Source organism: Faecalibacterium sp. An77, assembly GCF_002161315.1.
GTDB lineage: Bacteria > Bacillota > Clostridia > Oscillospirales > Ruminococcaceae > Faecalibacterium.
In genome coordinates, this window is the sequence record NZ_NFHK01000001.1 from 79,938 (window position 1) to 98,251 (window position 18,314).

Consider the following 18,314-nt stretch of genomic DNA (forward strand, 5'->3'; position numbering starts at 1 on the left):
AATGGAACTGGGAATGGTACACCTCTACTGGGGAGAAGGCAAGGGAAAGACCACCGCCGCCATGGGCCTGGCCCTGCGGGCCCTGGGCAATGGATGCCGGGTGGTGGTGGTGCAGTTTTTGAAGGGCGCCGACACCGGCGAAATCCCTCTGCTGCGGCAGCTGGGGGCCGAGGTTTACCGGGGCAAGGCGGGGCAGAAGTTTGTCTTTCAGATGAACGACGCCGAAAAAGCCGCCACCCGGGCCCTGCAAAATGAGAATCTGCGGGCCGCGCTGGCCCGCCCGGCGGACCTGCTGGTGCTGGATGAGGCCTGCGCCGCCTGGGAACTGAACATGGTGGACCGGCAGCTGCTGGAACAGGCGGTGCGGGAACGCCCGGCGGGGCAGGAGATTGTCCTCACCGGCCGCAAGCCCGCCCCCTGGATGGAGGAGCTGGCCGACTATTCCACCGAGATGCACTGCTGGCGCCACCCCTACGAAAAAGGGGTCAAAGCCCGGAAAGGGGTGGAATTTTGAGCGAACAAACCCATAAACTGCCCGGCGACATCGAGCGGACCAGCCTGGCCATCATTGCGGAGGAGCTGGCCCAGCGGGGTCTGACTCCGCCGCTCGAGAATGAGGCGGTGGTCCGCCGGGTGGTCCACGCCACGGCGGATTTCGAGTACGCCGAAAACCTCCGGTTCACCCCGGAGGCGGTCCGGCGGGGGGCGGAGGCCCTGGCCGCCGGGGCGGTCATCGTCACCGACACCAATATGGCCCTGGCGGGGGTGAGCAAGCCGGCCCTGGCCAAACTGGGCGGGGCGGCTTTCTGCTATATGGCCGACCCGGCGGTGGCCGCCGCCGCCAAAGAGGCGGGCACCACCCGGGCGGTGGCGGCCATGAAGTATGCCGCCCGGCAGCATCCGGGGGCGGTGTTTGCGGTGGGCAACGCCCCCACCGCCCTCTTTGCCCTCTGTGACGCCATGGAGGCGGGGGATTTCCGCCCGGCCCTCATCATCGGGGTGCCGGTGGGCTTTGTCAATGTGGTGGAGAGCAAGGAACGGCTGATGTCCCTGTGCGAAAAGCTGGGGGTGCCGGCCATTGCCGCCATGGGCCGCAAGGGGGGCAGCAGCGTGGCGGCGGCCGTCTGCAACGCCCTGCTGTATACCGCCGCCGGCCAGCTGGACCCCGCCGCCCGGGGCTGGCAGGGCTGAGGAAACGGGAAAGGAGTTGTTTCCAATGGACGAGCAAGCCGCGCGCTGGCCGGTGCTGAACCGGGACCAGATCAAGTACATCGCCATGTTCACCATGCTGCTGAACCACATCGCCAATATCTTTCTGGCCCCCGGCCTTCTGTATGAGGTGATGGTGGACATCGGCTATTTCACCGCGCCGGTCATGTGCTGGTTTCTGGTGGAGGGATACGGCTACACCCGATCCAAGAAAAAATATGCCCTCCGGCTGGCAGGGTTCGCCCTGCTGTCCCAGCTGCCCTTCAGCCTGGCCTTCAGCCAGGGGACGGGCATCCAGTTCCAGGGTCTGAACATGCTGTTCACCCTCCTGATCTGCTTTGGCCTTCTGGAGGTGCGGGAACACCTGGCTCCCGGCCTGCGGCGCAAAACCGCCCTGACGGGTCTGGTGCTGCTGTCCTGCATCTGCGACTGGGCTTTGCTGGCTCCCTGCTACACCCTCCTGTTCGCCTGGGCCAGGGGTTCCCGCCGGCGGACCATCCAGGCCTTTGGCTGGGCCGCGGTCCTCTTTGCCGTCATGGGCCTGCTGAGCCAGACCGGACCCTGGGGCGCTCTGGGGGTGGTGCTGGCAGGCTTTGTCATCCTGTGCCTCTACAACGGACGGCGGGCCGAGAAAGGCCGCCGGTTCGCCCAGTGGTTTTTCTACCTGTTCTACCCGGTTCACCTGCTGGTGCTGGGCCTGATCCGCCTCGCCCTGCTGTGAGGCCCGGGAACATCCCCTGAAACCAGAAAAATCCGCATCCCTCCGGCCAAAACGGCACAGGAAAGATGCGGATTTTTTATTCAGAAAAAGGGGACAGGCGCTTACTTGGCCACCTTGGACAGAGCGTCGTTCACGGCGTCAATGATGCCCTGGCTGGAGAAGGATGCGCCGGCAGCCAGATCCACGTCGGTGGACTGGGCCTTGATGATGGCGTCGGGGATGGTCTCAAAGGCGGGGTCGGACACGCCGGCGGTCTCGCCGTGGGACAGCACTTCGATCTTGCTGATCTTGTCGCCGTCCATGGTGACCTTGACCTTGATGGTGCCGCCAAAGCCTTCGCCCTCACCGATGTACTCGTTGTCGGCCAGAGCCTCCTCGGCGGTGTTCTCAGCCGGGGCGGCATCCATGTAGCCGAAGTGGATGTTCAGCAGCTCGGCGGTCTTGCGGGCCACGTCGGCGCTGACGCCGCCGCAGCGGGCCATACGGCGGGGATCGCTCATCTCGGTGATGCCGGCGGCGTTCATAAAGGTGGTGACGCTGTCGGAGCAGTTCACGGTCTTGGCGATGGTGGGGGTTTCGGCCGTGATCTCAGGCTGATAGATGGGGAGATTGGTGGAGGTGTACCAGCTGAACAGCTCCTTGGTGATGGCCGAAGCGTCCTCCGGAGAGCACATCAGGCCGATGACGGCGGCTGCGCCGCCCAGAGAGCCGCAGAGGGTGCCGGCGCCGTAGCCTGCCTTGCCGTTGACGAACATCTCGGCGGGGATGGCAGTGTAGGGGAAGCCGACCTTTTCCTTCAGCTCGGTCAGCAGAGCGTTGGACACTGCAAAGCAGCAGCCGTTCTGATAGAAGCTCTCATAGCCCAGCTCCTGCACCCGGTCCAGATCGAATTCACAGGAAGGATAGGGATGGGCCGGAATGGTGGCTTCTGCGGCAGCAGCGGTGGCCGTGGCCTCAGAGGACGCGGCAGAGGATGCTGCGGTGGAGCTGGCGGCGGGCTGAGAGCAGCCGGTCAGACCGAGCAGAGCCAGACCGCCCAGGGACAGGCCGGTCTGCTTCAGGAACGTTCTGCGGGTTTCCAACTTGGACATGATACAATCTCCTCCATATAAGTCCATGAAAGTCATAAAAGCCAGAGACTTTCGTGTGAGTCAAAGGCTTTAGTGATATTATACACTTTCGGCGGTGATTGTCAAATAATTTTCAAGCAAATGGATGATGTATTCTACCGGCGTCTCCGGCTCAGTCTTTTTTGCGGATTTCAAAGGGCAGATCGTAGAGTTTTTCCTGCCGCACACAGCGGAATCCGGTGTCCCGCAGGTCCTTGCGGATGGTGATGGAGTTGAGGCAGTCGTAGCCCAGACGGCGGTACAGCCGGATGGCGCCCTCGTTCCGGGCGACGGCCTCGATGTGGACCGCGTCGGAATAGGCCCGGACCATCTCCTCCGCCTGGCGGATGGCCTCGGTGCCGATGCCCTGGTTCTGCCAGGCGGGCAGGACGAACAGCTCCTCCAGCCAGTCGATGGGGCCGCCCCGGCTGCCCAGATGGAGAAAGCCCACCACCTGCCCCTGGCACTGGATCAGATAAAAGGCGTGGCCGTCGCCGGTCCAGGCCTCCAGGTCCCGGGCGGCCTCCCCGGCGGTCTGCTCCACATGGCTGTGGTGCAGCCAGAAGGCCTGGATCAGGGAGAGGGCGGTGTCGGTTTCGTTTTGGTAGGGTTTGAGCTGGATGACAGCGGACATGATGGGCCTCCTTGGGGTTCACGGGAAAAAGAACGACAAAAAAGCCCCGCAGGCCGAAACCTGTGGGGCGATTGGAGCGGGTAATCGGAATCGAACCGACCTCCACAGCTTGGAAGGCTGTTATACTAGCCGATGTACTATACCCGCATGTGTGAGTAGTATTTTACCACACTTTTTTCAAAAAGTCCAGAGCGAAAAATGAAAAATCCTGCTTTACACCGGCCCGGCTTTCCGGTAAGATAGGGGAAAGGAGGGGTGTTCCATGTCCGATGCGGCCCAGCAGATCCGCCAGAAACTCTTTGCCATGCAGGATGAGAGCTATCGGGACTTTCAGTGCAGACTGATGCCCACCGTTCCGCCCGAAAGGGTGATCGGGGTTCGGATTCCGGCTCTGCGGGCCCTGGCCAGAGAGCTGGCCGGCACCCCCGAAGGGGAGGCCTTTCTGGGCCGGCTGCCCCACGCCTACTACGAGGAGGACAACCTCCACGGCTTCCTTTTGGAGCGAATCCGGGACTACGACGCGGCCCTGGCGGGGGTGGAGGCCTTCTTGCCCTACATCGACAACTGGGCCACCTGCGACACCACCAGCCCCAGGGTATTCGCCAAAAACACCGACCGCCTGCTGGAACCGGTGCGGCGGTGGATGGATTCCGACAGGGTCTATACCGTCCGCTATGGTCTGGGGATGCTGATGCGCTATTATCTGGACGATGGGTTCCGGCCCGAGTACCTGGAATGGGCGGGGGCAGTGGATTCGGAGGAGTATTATGTGCGGATGATGGTGGCCTGGTTCTTTGCCACCGCCCTGGCCAAACAGCCCGAGGCCGCCTGGCCCTGGGTGGCCGAACCCCGGCTGTCCCCCTGGGTCCGGGCCAAGGCCATCCAGAAAGCCCTGGAAAGCCGCCGCATCACCCCGGAACAAAAACAGGCCCTCCGGGCCCTGCGGGACAGCCTCTGAGGGACATTTCCCGGGGAAATAGCCGCCCCCATTCCCTGGCACGAGCCTTTTGGCAAATACCCGGCGGCGGAAGATGCTTTTCCTGTTTACTTTGGGCCGGTTTTATTGTAAAATAGGCACAATGAGAATCTTAATTTGCGCGGAGTGATAAATTGTATGGCACTGAAATATAATCGTATTCTTCTCAAGATCAGCGGCGAGGCCCTGGGCGGCGACAAGGGCTCGGGCTTTGACGAGGCCGCCATGGACTCCATCTGCGGCGGCGTCAAGAAGGCCTATGACCTGGGCGTCCAGATCGGCATTGTGGTGGGCGGCGGCAACTTCTGGCGTGGCCGCACCAGCGGCAAGATGGAGCGCACCCTGGCCGACAAGATCGGAATGCTGGCCACCGTCATGAACGCTCTGGCCGTCTCGGACAAGCTGGCCCAGCTGGGTGTTCCCGCCGAGGTCTTTACCTCCATCGAGATGCCCAAGGTGGCCCCGGTCTTTGACCGCAAGGCCGCTCTGGACGCCATGAACGCCGGCAAGGTGGCCATTTTCGGCGGCGGCACCGGCAACCCCTTCTTCTCCACCGATACCGCCACCGCTCTGCGGGGCGTGGAGGTGTCCGCTGATGTGATGTTCAAGGCCACCATGGTGGACGGCGTCTATGACAAGGACCCCCACAAGTACCCCGACGCCAAGAAGTACGATACCCTCACCTTCACCAAGGTGCTGGAGGATCAGCTGGCCGTCATGGACGGCACCGCCGCCACCCTCTGCCGGGAAAATCACCTGCCCATCCTGGTGTTTGACCTGGCCGACCCCGACAACATCGCCCGGGCTGTCCAGGGCGAAAATGTGGGCACTCTGGTCTACGAGGAGTAACCCGGCGCTATACTAATCTGAAAGAACTTGCTCCCTCCGTCCGGGCCCCGGCCCGCGGGGCGAGCCGCGGCGAAGATCGTTTCGCCGCAGCGCGATGCTGGAATCAGGATCAGACTGGGCGCGCAGCCCGGCAGGATTACGATAACGAACAGGAGATAGACGACTATGAGCAGCAATACCAAGGTGTTTGAGGACAAGATGAAAAGCGCGGTGGAGCATCTGGAGCGGGAGCTGGCCGCTGTCCGCGCCGGCCGGGCCAACCCCGCCGTCCTGGATAAGGTGACGGTGGACTACTATGGTTCCCCCACCCCCATCCAGCAGGTGGCTTCGGTGGCCGTCAGCGAGGCCCGCACCCTGACCATCACCCCGTGGGACCGCTCTCTGCTGCGTCCCATCAGCAAGGCCATCCAGGCCAGCGACGTGGGCATCAACCCCATTGACGACGGCCAGACCATCCGCCTGAACTTCCCCGCACCCAACGAGGAGCGCCGCCGCCAGCTGGCCAAGGACGTGGCCAAGATGGGCGAGGAGGCCAAGGTGGCCATCCGCAACGTCCGCCGCGACGCCATGGATAAGGCCAAGGCCATGAAGAAGGCCGGCGAGCTGACCGAGGACAGCCAGAAGACCATGGAAGAAGATGTCCAGAAGGTCACCGACAAGTTCATCAAGCTGGTCGACAAGGCAGTCGAGGAAAAGCAGAAGGAAATCATGTCGGTCTGATCGATCACAAGCAAAGGAACAGGAGGTGCCGTGTGCTGGGAGGTGCGCGGCACTTTTTGCGATAACCGGCCGGGGAAGTGCCGGCCGGGACAGGAGGTTAAAACAATGCCGCAGCATCCCGATTCATTTGCACGCGGGCTGTCGGTGGGAATCATCATGGACGGCAACGGCCGCTGGGCCAAAAAGCGGGGCCTGCCCCGCACCGCCGGCCATAAAAAGGGCGCCGAGGTGTTCCAGCAGATCGCCGATTACTGCGACCAGCTGGGCCTGGCGTCGGTGTATTTCTATGCCTTTTCCACCGAAAACTGGAAGCGCCCCGCCGACGAGGTGGGGGCTATTATGAAGCTGCTGGGGGAATATCTTATCAAGGCCTTTGATTACAAGAGCCGCAACAATAAGATTGTCTTTCTGGGGGACCGCACGGCCCTGGAGCCCCGCTACCAGAAGCTGATGAACGAGATCGAGGAGGGCACCGCCGACCGCACCGGCATGGTGCTGAACATCGCCGTCAACTACGGCGGCCGCCAGGAGATTGTCCGGGCGGCCCAGGCCCTGGCCCGTCAGGCCGCCGCCGGTCAGCTGGACCCCGCCTCCATCACCGAGGAAATGCTGTCGGCCCATCTGTATACCGCCGGCCAGCGGGACCCCGACCTGATCCTTCGCCCCAGCGGGGAGAAGCGGCTGTCCAACTTCATGCTGTGGCAGGCCGCCTACTCCGAGCTGGTGGAGATGGACGTCCTCTGGCCCGACTTCACCCCGGCCGACCTGGACGCCGCCATTGAGGAGTACAACCGGCGCTCCCGCCGGTTCGGCGGCATCTGACCGGGGACACCCCGAAGTAAGGAGAAACGATGAAAACACGAGTGATTACAGCCCTGGTGGGCATTGCCGTTCTGGTTCTGGTCATGCTGACCTTCAACACCATGGTGTTCAACCTGGTGGTGGCCGCCGTCGCCCTGATTGGAATGCACGAGGTCTACGCCGCCCTGGGCTTTGACCGGAAGGACTGGCTGCTGTACGCCGTTCTGGTGCCCTACACCCTGCTGGTGATGCTGTCCAGCTACCAGGTCGCCCGGGGAATGGTGATGGCGGTTTCCTTCGCTCTGATGCTGTTCTACTGCATCTATCTGGTGGTGCGCAACGGCAGCGTCAGCTATCAAAAAGTCAGCGGCCTGGTGCTTTTTTCAGGGATTATTTTGTTCTGCTTTTACTCCCTGATCCACCTGAAGATGCTGCTGCCGGTGGAGGAGTACAGCTACGACGCCATCTTCTTTATCCTGCTGATCCTCTGCTTTGCCTGGGGCGGGGATACCTGCGCCTATTTCGCCGGCCGCGCCTTCGGCAAACATAAGCTCTGCCCCAAGGTCAGCCCCAAAAAGACGGTGGAGGGCGCCATCGGCGGCGTGCTGGGCACCATGCTGTTCGGCGTCATCATCACGGTGATTTACTCTCTGCTGGCTGACCGCACCGAGGCCTTTACCCGCAGCAACATCGGCGTGTCCATGTACGTCATCATCGCCCTGCTGGGCGTGGTGGCCGCGGTGCTGGGCATTTACGGCGACCTGTTCGCCAGCGTGGTCAAGCGCCAGTGCGGCATCAAGGATTACGGCACCATCTTCCCCGGTCACGGAGGCATCCTGGACCGGTTTGACAGCGTCATGTTCATTGCGCCCTTTGTGTCCATGGTGATTACCGCCGTGTTCTACCGCTGAGGCGCTCCAAAAGGAAAGAAGGCTCCTATGGCAAAAAAGATTACTCTGCTGGGCTCCACCGGCTCCATCGGCACCCAGAGCCTGGACGTGGTCCGGGCCGAGGGCTATGAGGTGTTTGGCCTGTCGGCCCACAGCCAGGTGGATCTGCTTGTGCGTCAGATCGAAGAATTTCACCCCCAGGTGGTCTGCATGACCAGCCTGGACGCCGCCGATCGGCTGGACGCCGCCCTGGCGGGCCGCGCTGGCGCACCCCGGCTGCTGCGGGGCCCCGAGGGCCTGCGGGAGCTGGCCGCCCTGGACGGCCCCGATGTGGTGCTGAACAGCGTGGTGGGCATCGCGGGCCTGGGGGCCTCCCTCAGCGCCATCGAGAGCGGCCACGACCTGGCCCTGGCCAACAAGGAAAGCCTGGTCACCGGCGGCCACCTGGTCACCCAGGCGGTGGAGCGCTGCGGCGTCAAGCTGCTGCCGGTGGACAGCGAGCACTCGGCCATCTTCCAGTGCCTGCAGGACACCGAGAGCGCCAAATCCCTCACCAAAATCCTGCTGACAGCCTCGGGCGGGCCCTTCTTTGGGATGACCACCGACCAGCTGCGGGGCAAGACCAAGGCGGACGCCCTCCGCCATCCCAACTGGAATATGGGGGCCAAAATCACCATCGACAGCGCCACCCTCATGAACAAGGGCCTGGAACTGATCGAGGCGGTGTGGCTGTTCGGCCTGCCCCCCGAGAAAATCCAGATCGTGGTCCAGCGCCAGAGCATCATCCACTCGGCGGTCCAGTTCAGCGACAACTCGGTGATTGCCCAGCTGGGCGTGCCGGATATGCGCATCCCCATCCAGTATGCCCTGACCTGGCCCCGCCGCGGCGGGCCGGTGGCTCCAGAGCTGGACTTTGCGGCCCTCAAGGTGCTGACCTTCGATGTGGCCGACGAGGAGACCTTCCGCTGCCTGGCTGCCTGCAAAAAGGCCATCGCCAAGGGCGGCCTGGGCCCCTGCGCCGCCAACGGCGCCAACGAGGAGGCCGTCAAGCTGTTCCTGGAGGATAAGATCGGCTTTCTGGATATCGGCCGCCTGGTGGAGGCGGTGGTGGACAGCGACCGCTTCGGCGGCAGCTATACCCTGGCGGATGTGTACGAGTGCGACCGGATGGCCCGGGCCTTTGTCCACAGCCACCTGTAAAAACTGAGAGCCCCAGCGAGAGGGGGCAGGCGGCGCGGGGCGCCGCAGAGGGAAATCTATGTCAATGCTGATAACCTTTCTGGCGTCTGTGCTGGTGTTCGGCGCGGTCATCGCCATCCATGAGCTGGGGCACTTCGGCGCCGCCAAGCTCTCGGGCATCCAGGTGAATGAGTATTCCATCGGAATGGGCCCGACCCTGTTCAAAAAGATCATCGGGAGTACCCAGTACACCCTCCGGCTGCTGCCCATCGGCGGCTATGTGGCCATGGAAGGGGAGGGCAGCCCCGAGGCCAACGCGGCCCAGCGGGAGCGGGACGGGGAGGACCAGGAGGAAGAAGAGGACCTGTGCCCCATTCCCCCTGAGCTGCGCACCGGCATTCCCTTCCCGGAGGCCGCCATCTGGAAGCGGGCCCTGGTGATGGTGGCCGGCCCCCTGATGAATTTTGTGCTGGGATTTGTGGTGCTGCTGGGTCTGATTTCGTTCCGGTCCGACCCCATCGCCAGCCGGGTCATCTACAACATCGCCGACGGGGCCCTCTGCGGCCAGACCGGCCTGCAGGCCGGGGACGAGATTGTGGCGGTCAACGGCCGGCGGTGCTTCATCGCCAACGACATCCTGTACGAACTGGTCCGCACCCAGAACACCCAGGCCGACTTCACCGTCCGCCGGGACGGCAAACTGGTCCAGCTGCAGGGGGTTCAGTTTGACAGCTACACCGACGAAAACGGCAACAGCCGGATGGATATCGGCTTCACCGTTTACGCTTTGGAAAAAACGCCGGTCAATATACTGAAAGAGACCTTCAACAGCGAGCTCTATTATGGGCGGATCATCTTCACATCCCTCATCGACCTGCTGCGGGGCCGGGAGAGCATCAACAACCTGTCGGGCCCGGTGGGCATTGTGTCCGCCATCAGCCAGGCCGCCAGCTACGGCCTCACCGACCTGCTGGAGCTGCTGGTCCTCATCACCGTCAACCTGGGCGTCCTTAACCTGCTGCCCATTCCGGCGCTGGACGGCGGACGTCTGGTCTTTCTGGCGGTGGAGGCCGTCCTCCGGCGGCCTGTGTCCCAGCGGGTCCAGGAAAATCTCACCCTGGCGACCTTCATTCTGCTGTTCGGCCTGATGATCTTCGCCACCTACAACGACGTGCTGCGTCTCATCACCGGCGCCTGACCCATCAACAGGAGGTATCCCCATGCGCCAGCTCAAGCGTGAAGTTAAAATCGGCAATCTCACCATCGGCGGCAACCACGCCATCGCCGTCCAGACCATGCTCAACGTCCCTGTGGAGGACATTGAGGGCAACGTGGCCCAGGCCAAACGGTGCGAGGCGGCGGGCTGCCAGATTCTGCGGGTGACCTGTCCCACCCCCGCCGACGCCAAGTGCATCGAGGCGGTGAAAAAGGCGGTGAATATCCCCATCGTGGCGGATATTCACTTTGACTACCGGGCCGCTCTGGCCTGCGCCGCCGTGGGCGTGGATAAAATCCGCATCAACCCCGGCAACATCGGCGACGACGACCGGGTGAAGGAAGTGGTCCGGGCCTGCCGGGCCGGAAACATCCCCATTCGCATCGGCGTCAACGGCGGCAGCCTGGAAAAGCACATCCTGGCCCAGTACGGCGCGCCGGTGCCCGAGGCCATGGTGGAGAGCGCCCTGTACCATGTGCGCCTGCTGGAAAAGTTTGATTTCCACGATATTGTCATCTCCATCAAGAGCTCCAACGTCCCCCGGATGATGGAGGCCTACCGCCAGCTGTCGGCAGTCACCGACTACCCCCTCCACGTGGGAGTCACCGAGGCCGGCACCTACCAGATGGGTCTGCTGAAATCCGGCATGGGCATCGGCGGGCTGCTGCTGGAAGGCATCGGCGACACCATCCGGGTGTCCCTGGCGGCCGAACCCGAAAAGGAAGTGGAGGCCGGCTACAACATTCTGCGGGCGGTGGGATTCCCGGTGGCGGGCCCCGAGGTCATTACCTGCCCCACCTGCGGCCGCACCCAGTACCCCTGCACCGAAATCGCCAACGAGGTGGAGCGCCGGCTCCAGGGCTACAAAAAGCCCATCAAGGTGGCGGTGATGGGCTGTGTGGTCAATGGCCCCGGCGAAGCCCGGGAGGCCGATATCGGCATCGCCGGCGGCAAGGGCGAGGCCCTGCTGTTTGTCCATGGCGAGCCGGTCCGCAAGCTGACCGGGGACAATATCCTGGACCAGTTCATGGAGGAGGTCTATAAACTATGAGAGAAGCTGTGACAGCCCTTCGGATTGCTCCGGCGGCCCCCGCCCAGGTGGCCCCCATGCTGACCCTCTGCCGCGGAGCGGCGGCCCGACCCGACTGCCCTTGGGATGAATGGTACCCCGATGAAGCCACCCTGGCCGCCGACCAGGCCCAGGGTAGGCTTTTTTGCGCCTGGGGGCCGGCAGGGGAATTGATGGGAGGCTATTCCCTGGCCTTTGACCCCGAGACCGACGCCCTGCCCTGCTGGGACCGCACCCTGGAGCCCGCCGGCGAGGTGGCGCGGCTGGTGGTGGCCCCCGCCTGGGAAAACCAGGGTCTGGGCCGGCGCCTCCTGGCCGATGCCATGGCGCGGCTGGCGGCACAGGGATGCCGCAGCTGCCGCATCCTGGTGGGCCGGGGGAATGTCCGGGCCCTGCGGGCGTATGCCGGGCTGGGATTCCGCCGCGCAGGGGAGGCCCGGCTGTACGAAATGGACTTTGACTGCTTTGAAAAAGAGCTGTTTTAGAGGAGAAACGCATTGAAACCACTGGTATCCCAGCTTTGGCCCCAGTTCATGGCCGACCCTGACTTTGCCGCCTGTTTCGGCAGGGTGATTGTGGAGCACGCCCTGATGCTGCGGACCGAGCAAAAGGTGATTTTTACCCTGCAGAGTGCCGCGCCGCTGGACAAGGGCCTGTGTGCGCGGCTTTTGGCGTCTCTGCAGCCCGATTATGAGGGCTATGAGCTGTTGATCCACAACTGCTACCCCTACGCCAGCCTCACCGAGGAGACCCTGCAGGACCTCTTTGAGGAGATGAAAAAGGACAGCATCCCCATCAACGGCTTTCTGGACCGGTGCACCCTGACTCTGGAAGGCAAACACATCACGGTGGGGGTCCGCAACGGCACCGGTTTTCTGCGGGATTTGGAGTTTGACCGCCTGCTGGCCGACCGGGTGGAGAGCCATACCGGCGAGCGCCCCACCGTGACCCTGGTGTCGGCCGCCGGAGAGGCCGAGCGCCGGGAGCTGGAAAAGAAGCTGGAAGAAAAGGCGGCGCCGCCGGTGGTCCAGTTCGAAGCCAAGCGCACCGGCCCCACCATCCAGGTGGAGGGCCTGGACCTGACCGACAAGCCGGTCCAGATCTTCCACGGCAAGATGTTCAAGCCCAAGGACCTGACCCCCCTGAAAAATCTGGGCGGCGAGGGCGGCAAGTGCATGATCTGGGGCGATGTCTTTGCCACCGAGGTGAAGGGCAGCTTCCGCAAGATGTACAGCGTCTCCATCACCGACTATACCGGCTCCATCAACCTGAAGGTCCGGGCCCAGGAAGGGGAGGACTGCTCTAAGTGGGAAGGCATCAAGAACGGCACCACCCTGCTGGTGCGGGGCGACTGCGCCTACGACAAGTATGAGCACGACTACATCGTCTATCCCTACGACGTCCTGATTGTGGAGCGCCGCCATCGGGAGGACCATGCCTCCCAGAAGCGGGTGGAGCTCCACCTGCATACCAAACTGTCGTCCCTGGACGGCTTCTGTGACCCGGGCGGCATCGTCAAGCTGGCCCATAAGATGGGCCATCCCGCCATCGCCATCACCGACCACGGCGTCTGCCAGGGCTATCCCGAGGCCATGCTGGCTGCCGACGACATCCATAAATCCGACCCCAATTTCAAACTGATCTATGGCTGTGAGGCCTATTTTGTGGACGACATGGTCCCCTGTGTCTACGGCACCCAGGACCAGCCCCTGAAAGGGGAGTTCTGCGTCTTTGACACCGAGACCACCGGCCTGGACCCCGGCTGTGAGTACCTGACCGAAATCGGTGCGGTGCTGGTGCGGGACGGGGAAGTGGTGGACGAGTTCGACACCTTCGTCAAGCCTCCCAAGTCCATCACCCCCAAGATCACCGAGCTCACCGGCATCACCAACGAGATGGTGGCCGACGCCCCCCTGGAAGGGGAGGCGCTGCAGGCGTTTCTGGATTTTGCCGGGGGGCGGGTGCTGGTGGCCCACAACGCCAACGGCTTTGATATCCGCTTTATGCGGGCGGCGGCCAAGCGCAGCGGCATCAAGTTTGAGCCCACCTACATCGACACCCTGACCATGGCCCAGACCATGTACCCCGGCCTCCACAACTACAAACAGGGCACCATCAACAAACACCTGGAGCTGCCCGACTACGAGGCCCACCGGGCCTGTGAGGACGCCGGGGCCCTGGGCCGGATTTTCTGCGTCATGCTGCGGGATCTGGAAGAAAAACAGATCACCGATATCAGCGGCATCAACACCGGCCTGGGCGGCAACCGGGAAGTCCTCAAGAAAAAATACTACCACATCATCCTGCTGGTGAAAAACCAGTCGGGCCTGAAAAACCTCTACCAGATCGTCAGCAAGGCCCATCTGGATTACTTCTTCAAAAAGCCGCGGGTGCCCCGCAGCCTGCTGAACCAGTACCGGGAAGGCCTGCTCATCACCTCGGCCTGTGAGGCGGGCGAGCTGTACCGGGCCATCGTGGACGAGCGGCCCTATGAGGAACTGAAAAAGATCGCGGCCTATTACGATATCCTGGAAGTGCAGCCCCTGGGCAACAACGCCTATATGGTCCGGGAGGGCCGGGTGGACAGCATCGAGCGGGTGAAGGACTTCAACCGGACGGTGATCCGGCTGGGCGAGGACCTGCACAAGCCGGTCATCGCCACCGGCGACGTCCATTTCCAGGAGCCGGAGGACGCCATCTACCGGACGGTGATGCAGGCGGCCGGCGGCTACAAGGACGCTGACCATCAGCCGCCCCTGTACTACCGCACCACCGAGGATATGCTGGCCCAGTTCGACTACCTGCCCCCGGAAAAGGCCCTGGAAATCGTGGTCACCAACCCCAACAAGATTGCGGCCATGGTGGACAACACCGTCCGGGCCATCCCCCGGGGCACCTATCCCCCCAGCATCGAGGGCGCAGAGGAACAGCTGCGTGAGGCCACCTGGAAACGGGCCAAAGAGGACTACGGCGACCCTCTGCCCGATCTGGTGAGAGAACGGCTCCAGAAGGAGCTGGACTCCATCTGCGGCCACGGATACGCGGTTCTGTACGTCATCGCGGTCAAGCTGGTGGCCTATTCCAACGCCGGCGGCTACCAGGTGGGCAGCCGAGGCTCGGTTGGCTCCTCGGCTGTGGCCCACTTCTCGGGCATTTCCGAGGTCAACAGCCTTCCGCCCCACTACCGCTGCCCCAAGTGCAAGCACAGCGAATTCATCACCGATGGCAGCGTGGAGGACGGCTTCGACCTGCCCGACAAGGACTGCCCCGTCTGCGGCACCCCCATGTTGGTGGACGGCCACGACATCCCCTTTGAGACCTTCCTGGGCTTCTACGGCGACAAGGAGCCGGATATCGACCTGAACTTCTCGGGCGAGTACCAGAGCAGCGTCCACCGCTACACCGAGGAACTGTTCGGCAAGGAGAACGTCTTTAAGGCGGGCACCGTCTCGGGTATTCAGGACAAAACCGCTTACGGCTACGTCAAGCGGTATCTGGAAGAGCGGGGGATGACGGTGAACCACGCCGAGGAAAACCGCCTGACCCTGGGCTGCACCGGCGTCAAGCGCACCACCGGCCAGCACCCCGGCGGCATGGTGGTTGTGCCGGCCACCAGTCAGATTTACGATTTCTGCCCCATCCAGCACCCCGCCGATGACGTGGCCGGCGGCCTGCTGACCACCCATTTCGAATTCAAATACCTCCACGACACCCTTCTCAAGCTGGACGAGCTGGGCCACGATATGCCCACCTTCTACAAGTACTTTGAGGAGTATACCGGGGTGCCGGTGGACAGCATCCCCATGAACGACCCCAAGGTCTACAGCCTGCTGACCAGTCCCGAGGCTTTGGGCGTCACCCCCGAGCAGATCGACAGCCAGACCGGCACCTTCGGCATCCCCGAGATGGGCACCAACTTTGTCCGTCAGATGCTGGTGGAGGCCCGGCCCAAGAACTTCTCCGAGCTGATTCAGATTTCGGGCCTGTCCCACGGCACCGACGTCTGGACCAACAACGCCGACGAACTGATCCGCAACGGCACCTGTACCATTGCGGAGGTCATCGGCTGCCGCGACAGCATCATGCTGTACCTGATCCGCAAGGGCCTGGAACCCAAGATGTCCTTTGACATCATGGAGGCGGTCCGAAAGGGCAAGGTGGCCAAGGGCGGCTTCCAGCCCGGCTGGGAGGAGGCCATGCGGGAACACGATGTCCCCGACTGGTACATCGAGTCCTGCCGCAAGATCAAATATATGTTCCCCAAGGCCCACGCGGTGGCCTACCTGATGAGCGCCATCCGGCTGATGTGGTACAAGCTGTATTATCCGCAGGCGTTCTACGCAGTGTATTTCACTGTTCGCGGCGACGACATCGACTATGAGGCGGCTGTGGGCGGCCCCGACGTGGCCCGCGCCCACATGAACGAGGTAAACCGCCGCCTCAAGGAGGAAAAGAACGCCAAGGACGAAGACCTGCTGGTGTCCCTCCAGCTGGTCAATGAGATGCTGATGCGGGGATATGAGTTCCTGCCCATCCAGATCGGCAAGAGCCGGGGCGTCAAGTACGTGCTGGAGGACGACAAGGTCCGGCTGCCCTTTGCGGCCATCAAGGGCCTGGGTGCCAGCGCGGCGCTGGCGCTGGAAAACGTCACCATTCACGGAGAGGACTACCTCTCAGTGGAGGAGCTGCAGCAGGCCGCTGGCGTCACCAGTGCGGTCATCGACCGCCTGCGCCAGGTGGGCGCCCTGGGCGATCTGCCCGAGAGCAGCCAGGTGTCTTTCTTCTGACCCCGGAGCCAAAAGCAAACAAAAAACAGCCCGCTCTGCCGGTTTTGCCGGAGGACGGGCTGTTTCTTTTGATGGAAGAAGCGGGGAGGGGATCAGTGGTTATCCAACCACTCGATCAGGTTGTTGGCAGCGTTCTTGCCGCCCGACACAAAGAGAATGTCCCCTTCCTGGAAAACGGTGTGGGGGCCGACGGTCTCGTTGACCTTGCCGCCATTCTCGATGGCGATAATGTTCAGGCCGAACTGACCGCGCAGGTTCACATCCACGACGGTGCGGCCGATCATCTTGGGGGGCACGGCCAGCTTGGAGATGCTCACCCGCTCGCTCAGCTGGACAAAGTCCAGCATGCCGGTGGTCTCCAGCCGGTGGGCCAGACGGATGGCCATGTCGTGCTCGGGATAGACCACCTGGGCGCCCAGCTTCCGCAGGACCTGGCCCTGCTCCTCGCTGGCGGCCTTGGCGATGACGTTGGGGATGCCCAGGCTCACCAGGTGCAGGGTGGTCAGGATGGACACGTCCATCTTCTCGCCGATGCAGACCACCGCCACATCACAGTTCTGGATGCCGGTCTCCTCCAGGGTCTTTTTGTCCAGGCCCTTGACCACATAGGCGCTCTCGGTGTAATCCCGCATGATGCGGACCTTTTCCTCGTCCTGGTCCAGAACCACCAGGTCCTCGCCGGCCTCGGCCAGCTCAATGGCCAGGGCCATGCCGAACCGTCCCAGGCCCACAATGCCATAAGACGCTTTTGCTTTCTTCGATTTGCCAAACATGTTGTTTCCTCCTGTCAGCCGATGGCGATGTTGCCCTCGGGGTAGCGGATGCGTTCGCCTTTGTTGAAGTACCAGACCGAGGCAATGGTCAAGGGTCCAAGGCGGCCAATATACATGATGAGGATGGAGACCAGCTTGGACGGCACACTCAGGGATGTGGTGATGCCGGTGGACAGGCCCACGGTGCCGAAGGCACTGGTCATTTCAAACAGGGCGTCCACCATTTCCAGCTGGGGATCAAAGACCATGGTCAGCCAGGTGCCGGTCAGCACCACGCTGATGGCGATCAGGGTGATGACCGCGGCCTTGCGGAAGGCGCCGGAGGGGATGGAGTAGCGGAAAGCCTTCTCGCCCCGGTTGGTGGCGGCCGACTTGATGCCCTGCAGCAGGACGAAGAAGGTGCTGGTCTTGATGCCGCCGCCGGTGGATCCGGGGGAGGCGCCGATGAACATCAGCACGATCAGCACCAGCAGGCCGGCGCTGTTCCACTCGCCCAGCGCGTAGGTCGAAAAGCCGGCGGTACGGGCTGATACGCTGTGGAAGAAGGCTGCCAGCCAGGTGATGTCCTCGGTCAGCTTGAGCAGCACCGCGCCCACCACGATCAGCACCGCGCTGACCGAGATGACCACCTTGGTGTGCATCGAGAACTTCTTCCAGCGGAAACGGTTGTGCAGCACGTCCCGGATGACCAGAAAGCCGATGCCGCCGAAGATGATCAGCCCGCAGGTGATCAGGTTGAGGGGCACGTTGTCCCGGTAGGGGATCAGGTTCTGGTAGTTGCCCAGGATATCAAAGCCCGAGTTGTTGAAGGCTGCGACCGAGTGGAAGATGCTGATCCACAGCGCCCGCAGGGGCGGGTAATCCTGCACAAAGACCAGAAAGCTGAGCGCCGCGCCCGCGCCCTCGAAACAGAGGGTCATCAGGAAGATGCTCTTGAGGAAGCGGAGGATGCCCTGGGCCGAATCGAGGTTGAGGGCCTCCTGCAGGACGCTGCGCTCCTTCAGGTTGATCTTGCGGCCCATCGCCAGGATGATGCCCGCGCCCACCGAAGTGACGCCGAGGCCGCCCACCTGGATCAGCAGCATCAGGATGAACTGCCCGATGAAGGTGAAGGTGTCGCCCGCGTCGGTGGCGATCAGGCCGGTGACGCAGACCGCGCTCGTCGAGGTGTAGAGGGTGTCGATGTAGGCTACGTCCACGCCTTCCTGTACGCTGAAAGGCATGATGAGCAGCACCGAACCCAGCAGGATCACCAGTGCAAAGCCCAGGGCAATGACCCGCACCGGCGACTGCTTTTTGATAAAGTCAAACATAAAATCTCCTTGCTTGCCGTTGCGGCCCGTGCGCCGGGCCGCGCCATTGAAGACTGGGGATCGCGGCT

The 18,314-nt window shown here is 62.9% G+C and carries 17 protein-coding genes and 1 tRNA gene; 13 read left to right on the forward strand and 5 right to left on the reverse strand.

The window, feature by feature from the left end:
* Window position 1: 1 nt before the first annotated feature.
* Genes B5G28_RS00390 through B5G28_RS00400 form a run of 3 tightly spaced genes read left to right on the forward strand, consistent with a single transcriptional unit; the run spans window position 2 to window position 1,930 of the window.
* Complete coding sequence (locus B5G28_RS00390; protein WP_087245299.1) at window positions 2-514, forward strand: cob(I)yrinic acid a,c-diamide adenosyltransferase; 513 nt, start codon at window positions 2-4, stop codon at window positions 512-514.
* Entirely contained in the window at window positions 511-1,191 is a 681-nt protein-coding gene (locus B5G28_RS00395; RefSeq protein ID WP_087245301.1) for a precorrin-8X methylmutase, read from the forward strand. Before B5G28_RS00390 ends, B5G28_RS00395 begins: the two co-directional genes overlap by 4 nt.
* 25 nt (window positions 1,192-1,216) lie before the next feature.
* Window positions 1,217-1,930: a TraX family protein gene (locus B5G28_RS00400; protein WP_242967416.1), complete on the forward strand. Its 714-nt coding sequence runs from the start codon at window positions 1,217-1,219 to the stop codon at window positions 1,928-1,930.
* A 101-nt stretch (window positions 1,931-2,031) separates the two neighbouring features.
* On the opposite strand, the gene B5G28_RS00405 is transcribed toward B5G28_RS00400, so the two are convergent.
* The 3 genes from B5G28_RS00405 to B5G28_RS00415 form a co-directional block, all read right to left on the reverse strand.
* Window positions 2,032-3,021 carry a C-GCAxxG-C-C family (seleno)protein gene (locus B5G28_RS00405; protein WP_158099570.1) on the reverse strand — a complete coding sequence of 330 codons (990 nt, stop codon included), beginning with the start codon at window positions 3,019-3,021 and terminating at the stop codon, window positions 2,032-2,034.
* Between the two features lie 151 nt (window positions 3,022-3,172).
* Entirely contained in the window at window positions 3,173-3,673 is a 501-nt protein-coding gene (locus B5G28_RS00410) for a GNAT family N-acetyltransferase (RefSeq protein ID WP_087245305.1), read from the reverse strand.
* Between the two features lie 72 nt (window positions 3,674-3,745).
* A tRNA-Gly gene (locus tag B5G28_RS00415) sits at window positions 3,746-3,820 on the reverse strand.
* A 115-nt stretch (window positions 3,821-3,935) separates the two neighbouring features.
* Here B5G28_RS00415 and B5G28_RS00420 point away from each other — a divergent pair.
* The 10 genes from B5G28_RS00420 to B5G28_RS00465 all read left to right on the forward strand — a co-directional run bounded on the left by B5G28_RS00420 (window position 3,936) and on the right by B5G28_RS00465 (window position 16,160).
* Window positions 3,936-4,631: a DNA alkylation repair protein gene (locus B5G28_RS00420; RefSeq protein ID WP_087245307.1), complete on the forward strand. Its 696-nt coding sequence runs from the start codon at window positions 3,936-3,938 to the stop codon at window positions 4,629-4,631.
* 156 nt (window positions 4,632-4,787) lie between these two features.
* Window positions 4,788-5,498, forward strand: coding sequence for a UMP kinase (gene pyrH, locus B5G28_RS00425; protein ID WP_087245309.1), 711 nt, complete (start codon window positions 4,788-4,790; stop codon window positions 5,496-5,498).
* 165 nt (window positions 5,499-5,663) lie between these two features.
* Entirely contained in the window at window positions 5,664-6,218 is a 555-nt protein-coding gene (gene frr / locus B5G28_RS00430; RefSeq protein ID WP_087245311.1) for a ribosome recycling factor, read from the forward strand.
* Between the two features lie 105 nt (window positions 6,219-6,323).
* The gene (gene uppS / locus B5G28_RS00435; protein WP_087245313.1) at window positions 6,324-7,040 is read left to right on the forward strand and encodes a polyprenyl diphosphate synthase; all 717 of its coding nucleotides are present in this window, start codon (window positions 6,324-6,326) and stop codon (window positions 7,038-7,040) included.
* A gap of 29 nt (window positions 7,041-7,069) precedes the next feature.
* Window positions 7,070-7,930, forward strand: a complete 861-nt coding sequence (locus B5G28_RS00440; protein ID WP_087245315.1) for a phosphatidate cytidylyltransferase — start codon at window positions 7,070-7,072, stop codon at window positions 7,928-7,930.
* Window positions 7,931-7,957: 27 nt separating this feature from the next.
* Entirely contained in the window at window positions 7,958-9,109 is a 1,152-nt protein-coding gene (dxr, locus tag B5G28_RS00445; RefSeq protein ID WP_087245317.1) for a 1-deoxy-D-xylulose-5-phosphate reductoisomerase, read from the forward strand.
* Between the two features lie 58 nt (window positions 9,110-9,167).
* Window positions 9,168-10,286, forward strand: a complete 1,119-nt coding sequence (locus tag B5G28_RS00450; protein ID WP_087245319.1) for a site-2 protease family protein — start codon at window positions 9,168-9,170, stop codon at window positions 10,284-10,286.
* 22 nt (window positions 10,287-10,308) lie between these two features.
* Window positions 10,309-11,355, forward strand: a complete 1,047-nt coding sequence (gene ispG / locus B5G28_RS00455; protein ID WP_087245321.1) for a flavodoxin-dependent (E)-4-hydroxy-3-methylbut-2-enyl-diphosphate synthase — start codon at window positions 10,309-10,311, stop codon at window positions 11,353-11,355.
* Window positions 11,352-11,858, forward strand: a complete 507-nt coding sequence (locus tag B5G28_RS00460) for a GNAT family N-acetyltransferase (protein WP_087245323.1) — start codon at window positions 11,352-11,354, stop codon at window positions 11,856-11,858. The genes ispG and B5G28_RS00460 overlap by 4 nt, the downstream gene beginning before the upstream one ends.
* 12 nt (window positions 11,859-11,870) lie before the next feature.
* Window positions 11,871-16,160 (forward strand): PolC-type DNA polymerase III, encoded by a 4,290-nt coding sequence (locus tag B5G28_RS00465; protein WP_242967417.1) that lies wholly within the window; start codon window positions 11,871-11,873, stop codon window positions 16,158-16,160.
* A 92-nt stretch (window positions 16,161-16,252) separates the two neighbouring features.
* Here the strand turns inward: B5G28_RS00465 and B5G28_RS00470 are convergent, their stop codons facing one another.
* Both B5G28_RS00470 and B5G28_RS00475 read right to left on the reverse strand, forming a co-directional pair.
* The gene (locus B5G28_RS00470; protein WP_087245325.1) at window positions 16,253-16,933 is read right to left on the reverse strand and encodes a TrkA family potassium uptake protein; all 681 of its coding nucleotides are present in this window, start codon (window positions 16,931-16,933) and stop codon (window positions 16,253-16,255) included.
* Between the two features lie 14 nt (window positions 16,934-16,947).
* Window positions 16,948-18,246, reverse strand: coding sequence for a potassium transporter TrkG (locus B5G28_RS00475; RefSeq protein ID WP_087245327.1), 1,299 nt, complete (start codon window positions 18,244-18,246; stop codon window positions 16,948-16,950).
* Window positions 18,247-18,314 lie beyond the last annotated feature (68 nt).

Bases quoted from the DNA above. Each gene is read 5' to 3' on its own strand.
- B5G28_RS00460 (WP_087245323.1), top strand. From the start codon at position 11,352: ATGAGAGAAGCTGTGACAGCCCTTCGGATTGCTCCGGCGGCCCCCGCC.
- B5G28_RS00440 (WP_087245315.1), top strand. From the start codon at position 7,070: ATGAAAACACGAGTGATTACAGCCCTGGTGGGCATTGCCGTTCTGGTT.
- B5G28_RS00475 (WP_087245327.1), bottom strand. From the start codon at position 18,246: ATGTTTGACTTTATCAAAAAGCAGTCGCCGGTGCGGGTCATTGCCCTG.
- B5G28_RS00470 (WP_087245325.1), bottom strand. From the start codon at position 16,933: ATGTTTGGCAAATCGAAGAAAGCAAAAGCGTCTTATGGCATTGTGGGC.
- ispG (WP_087245321.1), top strand. From the start codon at position 10,309: ATGCGCCAGCTCAAGCGTGAAGTTAAAATCGGCAATCTCACCATCGGC.
- B5G28_RS00400 (WP_242967416.1), top strand. From the start codon at position 1,217: ATGGACGAGCAAGCCGCGCGCTGGCCGGTGCTGAACCGGGACCAGATC.
- B5G28_RS00410 (WP_087245305.1), bottom strand. From the start codon at position 3,673: ATGTCCGCTGTCATCCAGCTCAAACCCTACCAAAACGAAACCGACACC.
- dxr (WP_087245317.1), top strand. From the start codon at position 7,958: ATGGCAAAAAAGATTACTCTGCTGGGCTCCACCGGCTCCATCGGCACC.
- B5G28_RS00420 (WP_087245307.1), top strand. From the start codon at position 3,936: ATGTCCGATGCGGCCCAGCAGATCCGCCAGAAACTCTTTGCCATGCAG.
- frr (WP_087245311.1), top strand. From the start codon at position 5,664: ATGAGCAGCAATACCAAGGTGTTTGAGGACAAGATGAAAAGCGCGGTG.
- uppS (WP_087245313.1), top strand. From the start codon at position 6,324: ATGCCGCAGCATCCCGATTCATTTGCACGCGGGCTGTCGGTGGGAATC.
- B5G28_RS00405 (WP_158099570.1), bottom strand. From the start codon at position 3,021: ATGTCCAAGTTGGAAACCCGCAGAACGTTCCTGAAGCAGACCGGCCTG.
- B5G28_RS00450 (WP_087245319.1), top strand. From the start codon at position 9,168: ATGTCAATGCTGATAACCTTTCTGGCGTCTGTGCTGGTGTTCGGCGCG.
- pyrH (WP_087245309.1), top strand. From the start codon at position 4,788: ATGGCACTGAAATATAATCGTATTCTTCTCAAGATCAGCGGCGAGGCC.
- B5G28_RS00390 (WP_087245299.1), top strand. From the start codon at position 2: ATGGAACTGGGAATGGTACACCTCTACTGGGGAGAAGGCAAGGGAAAG.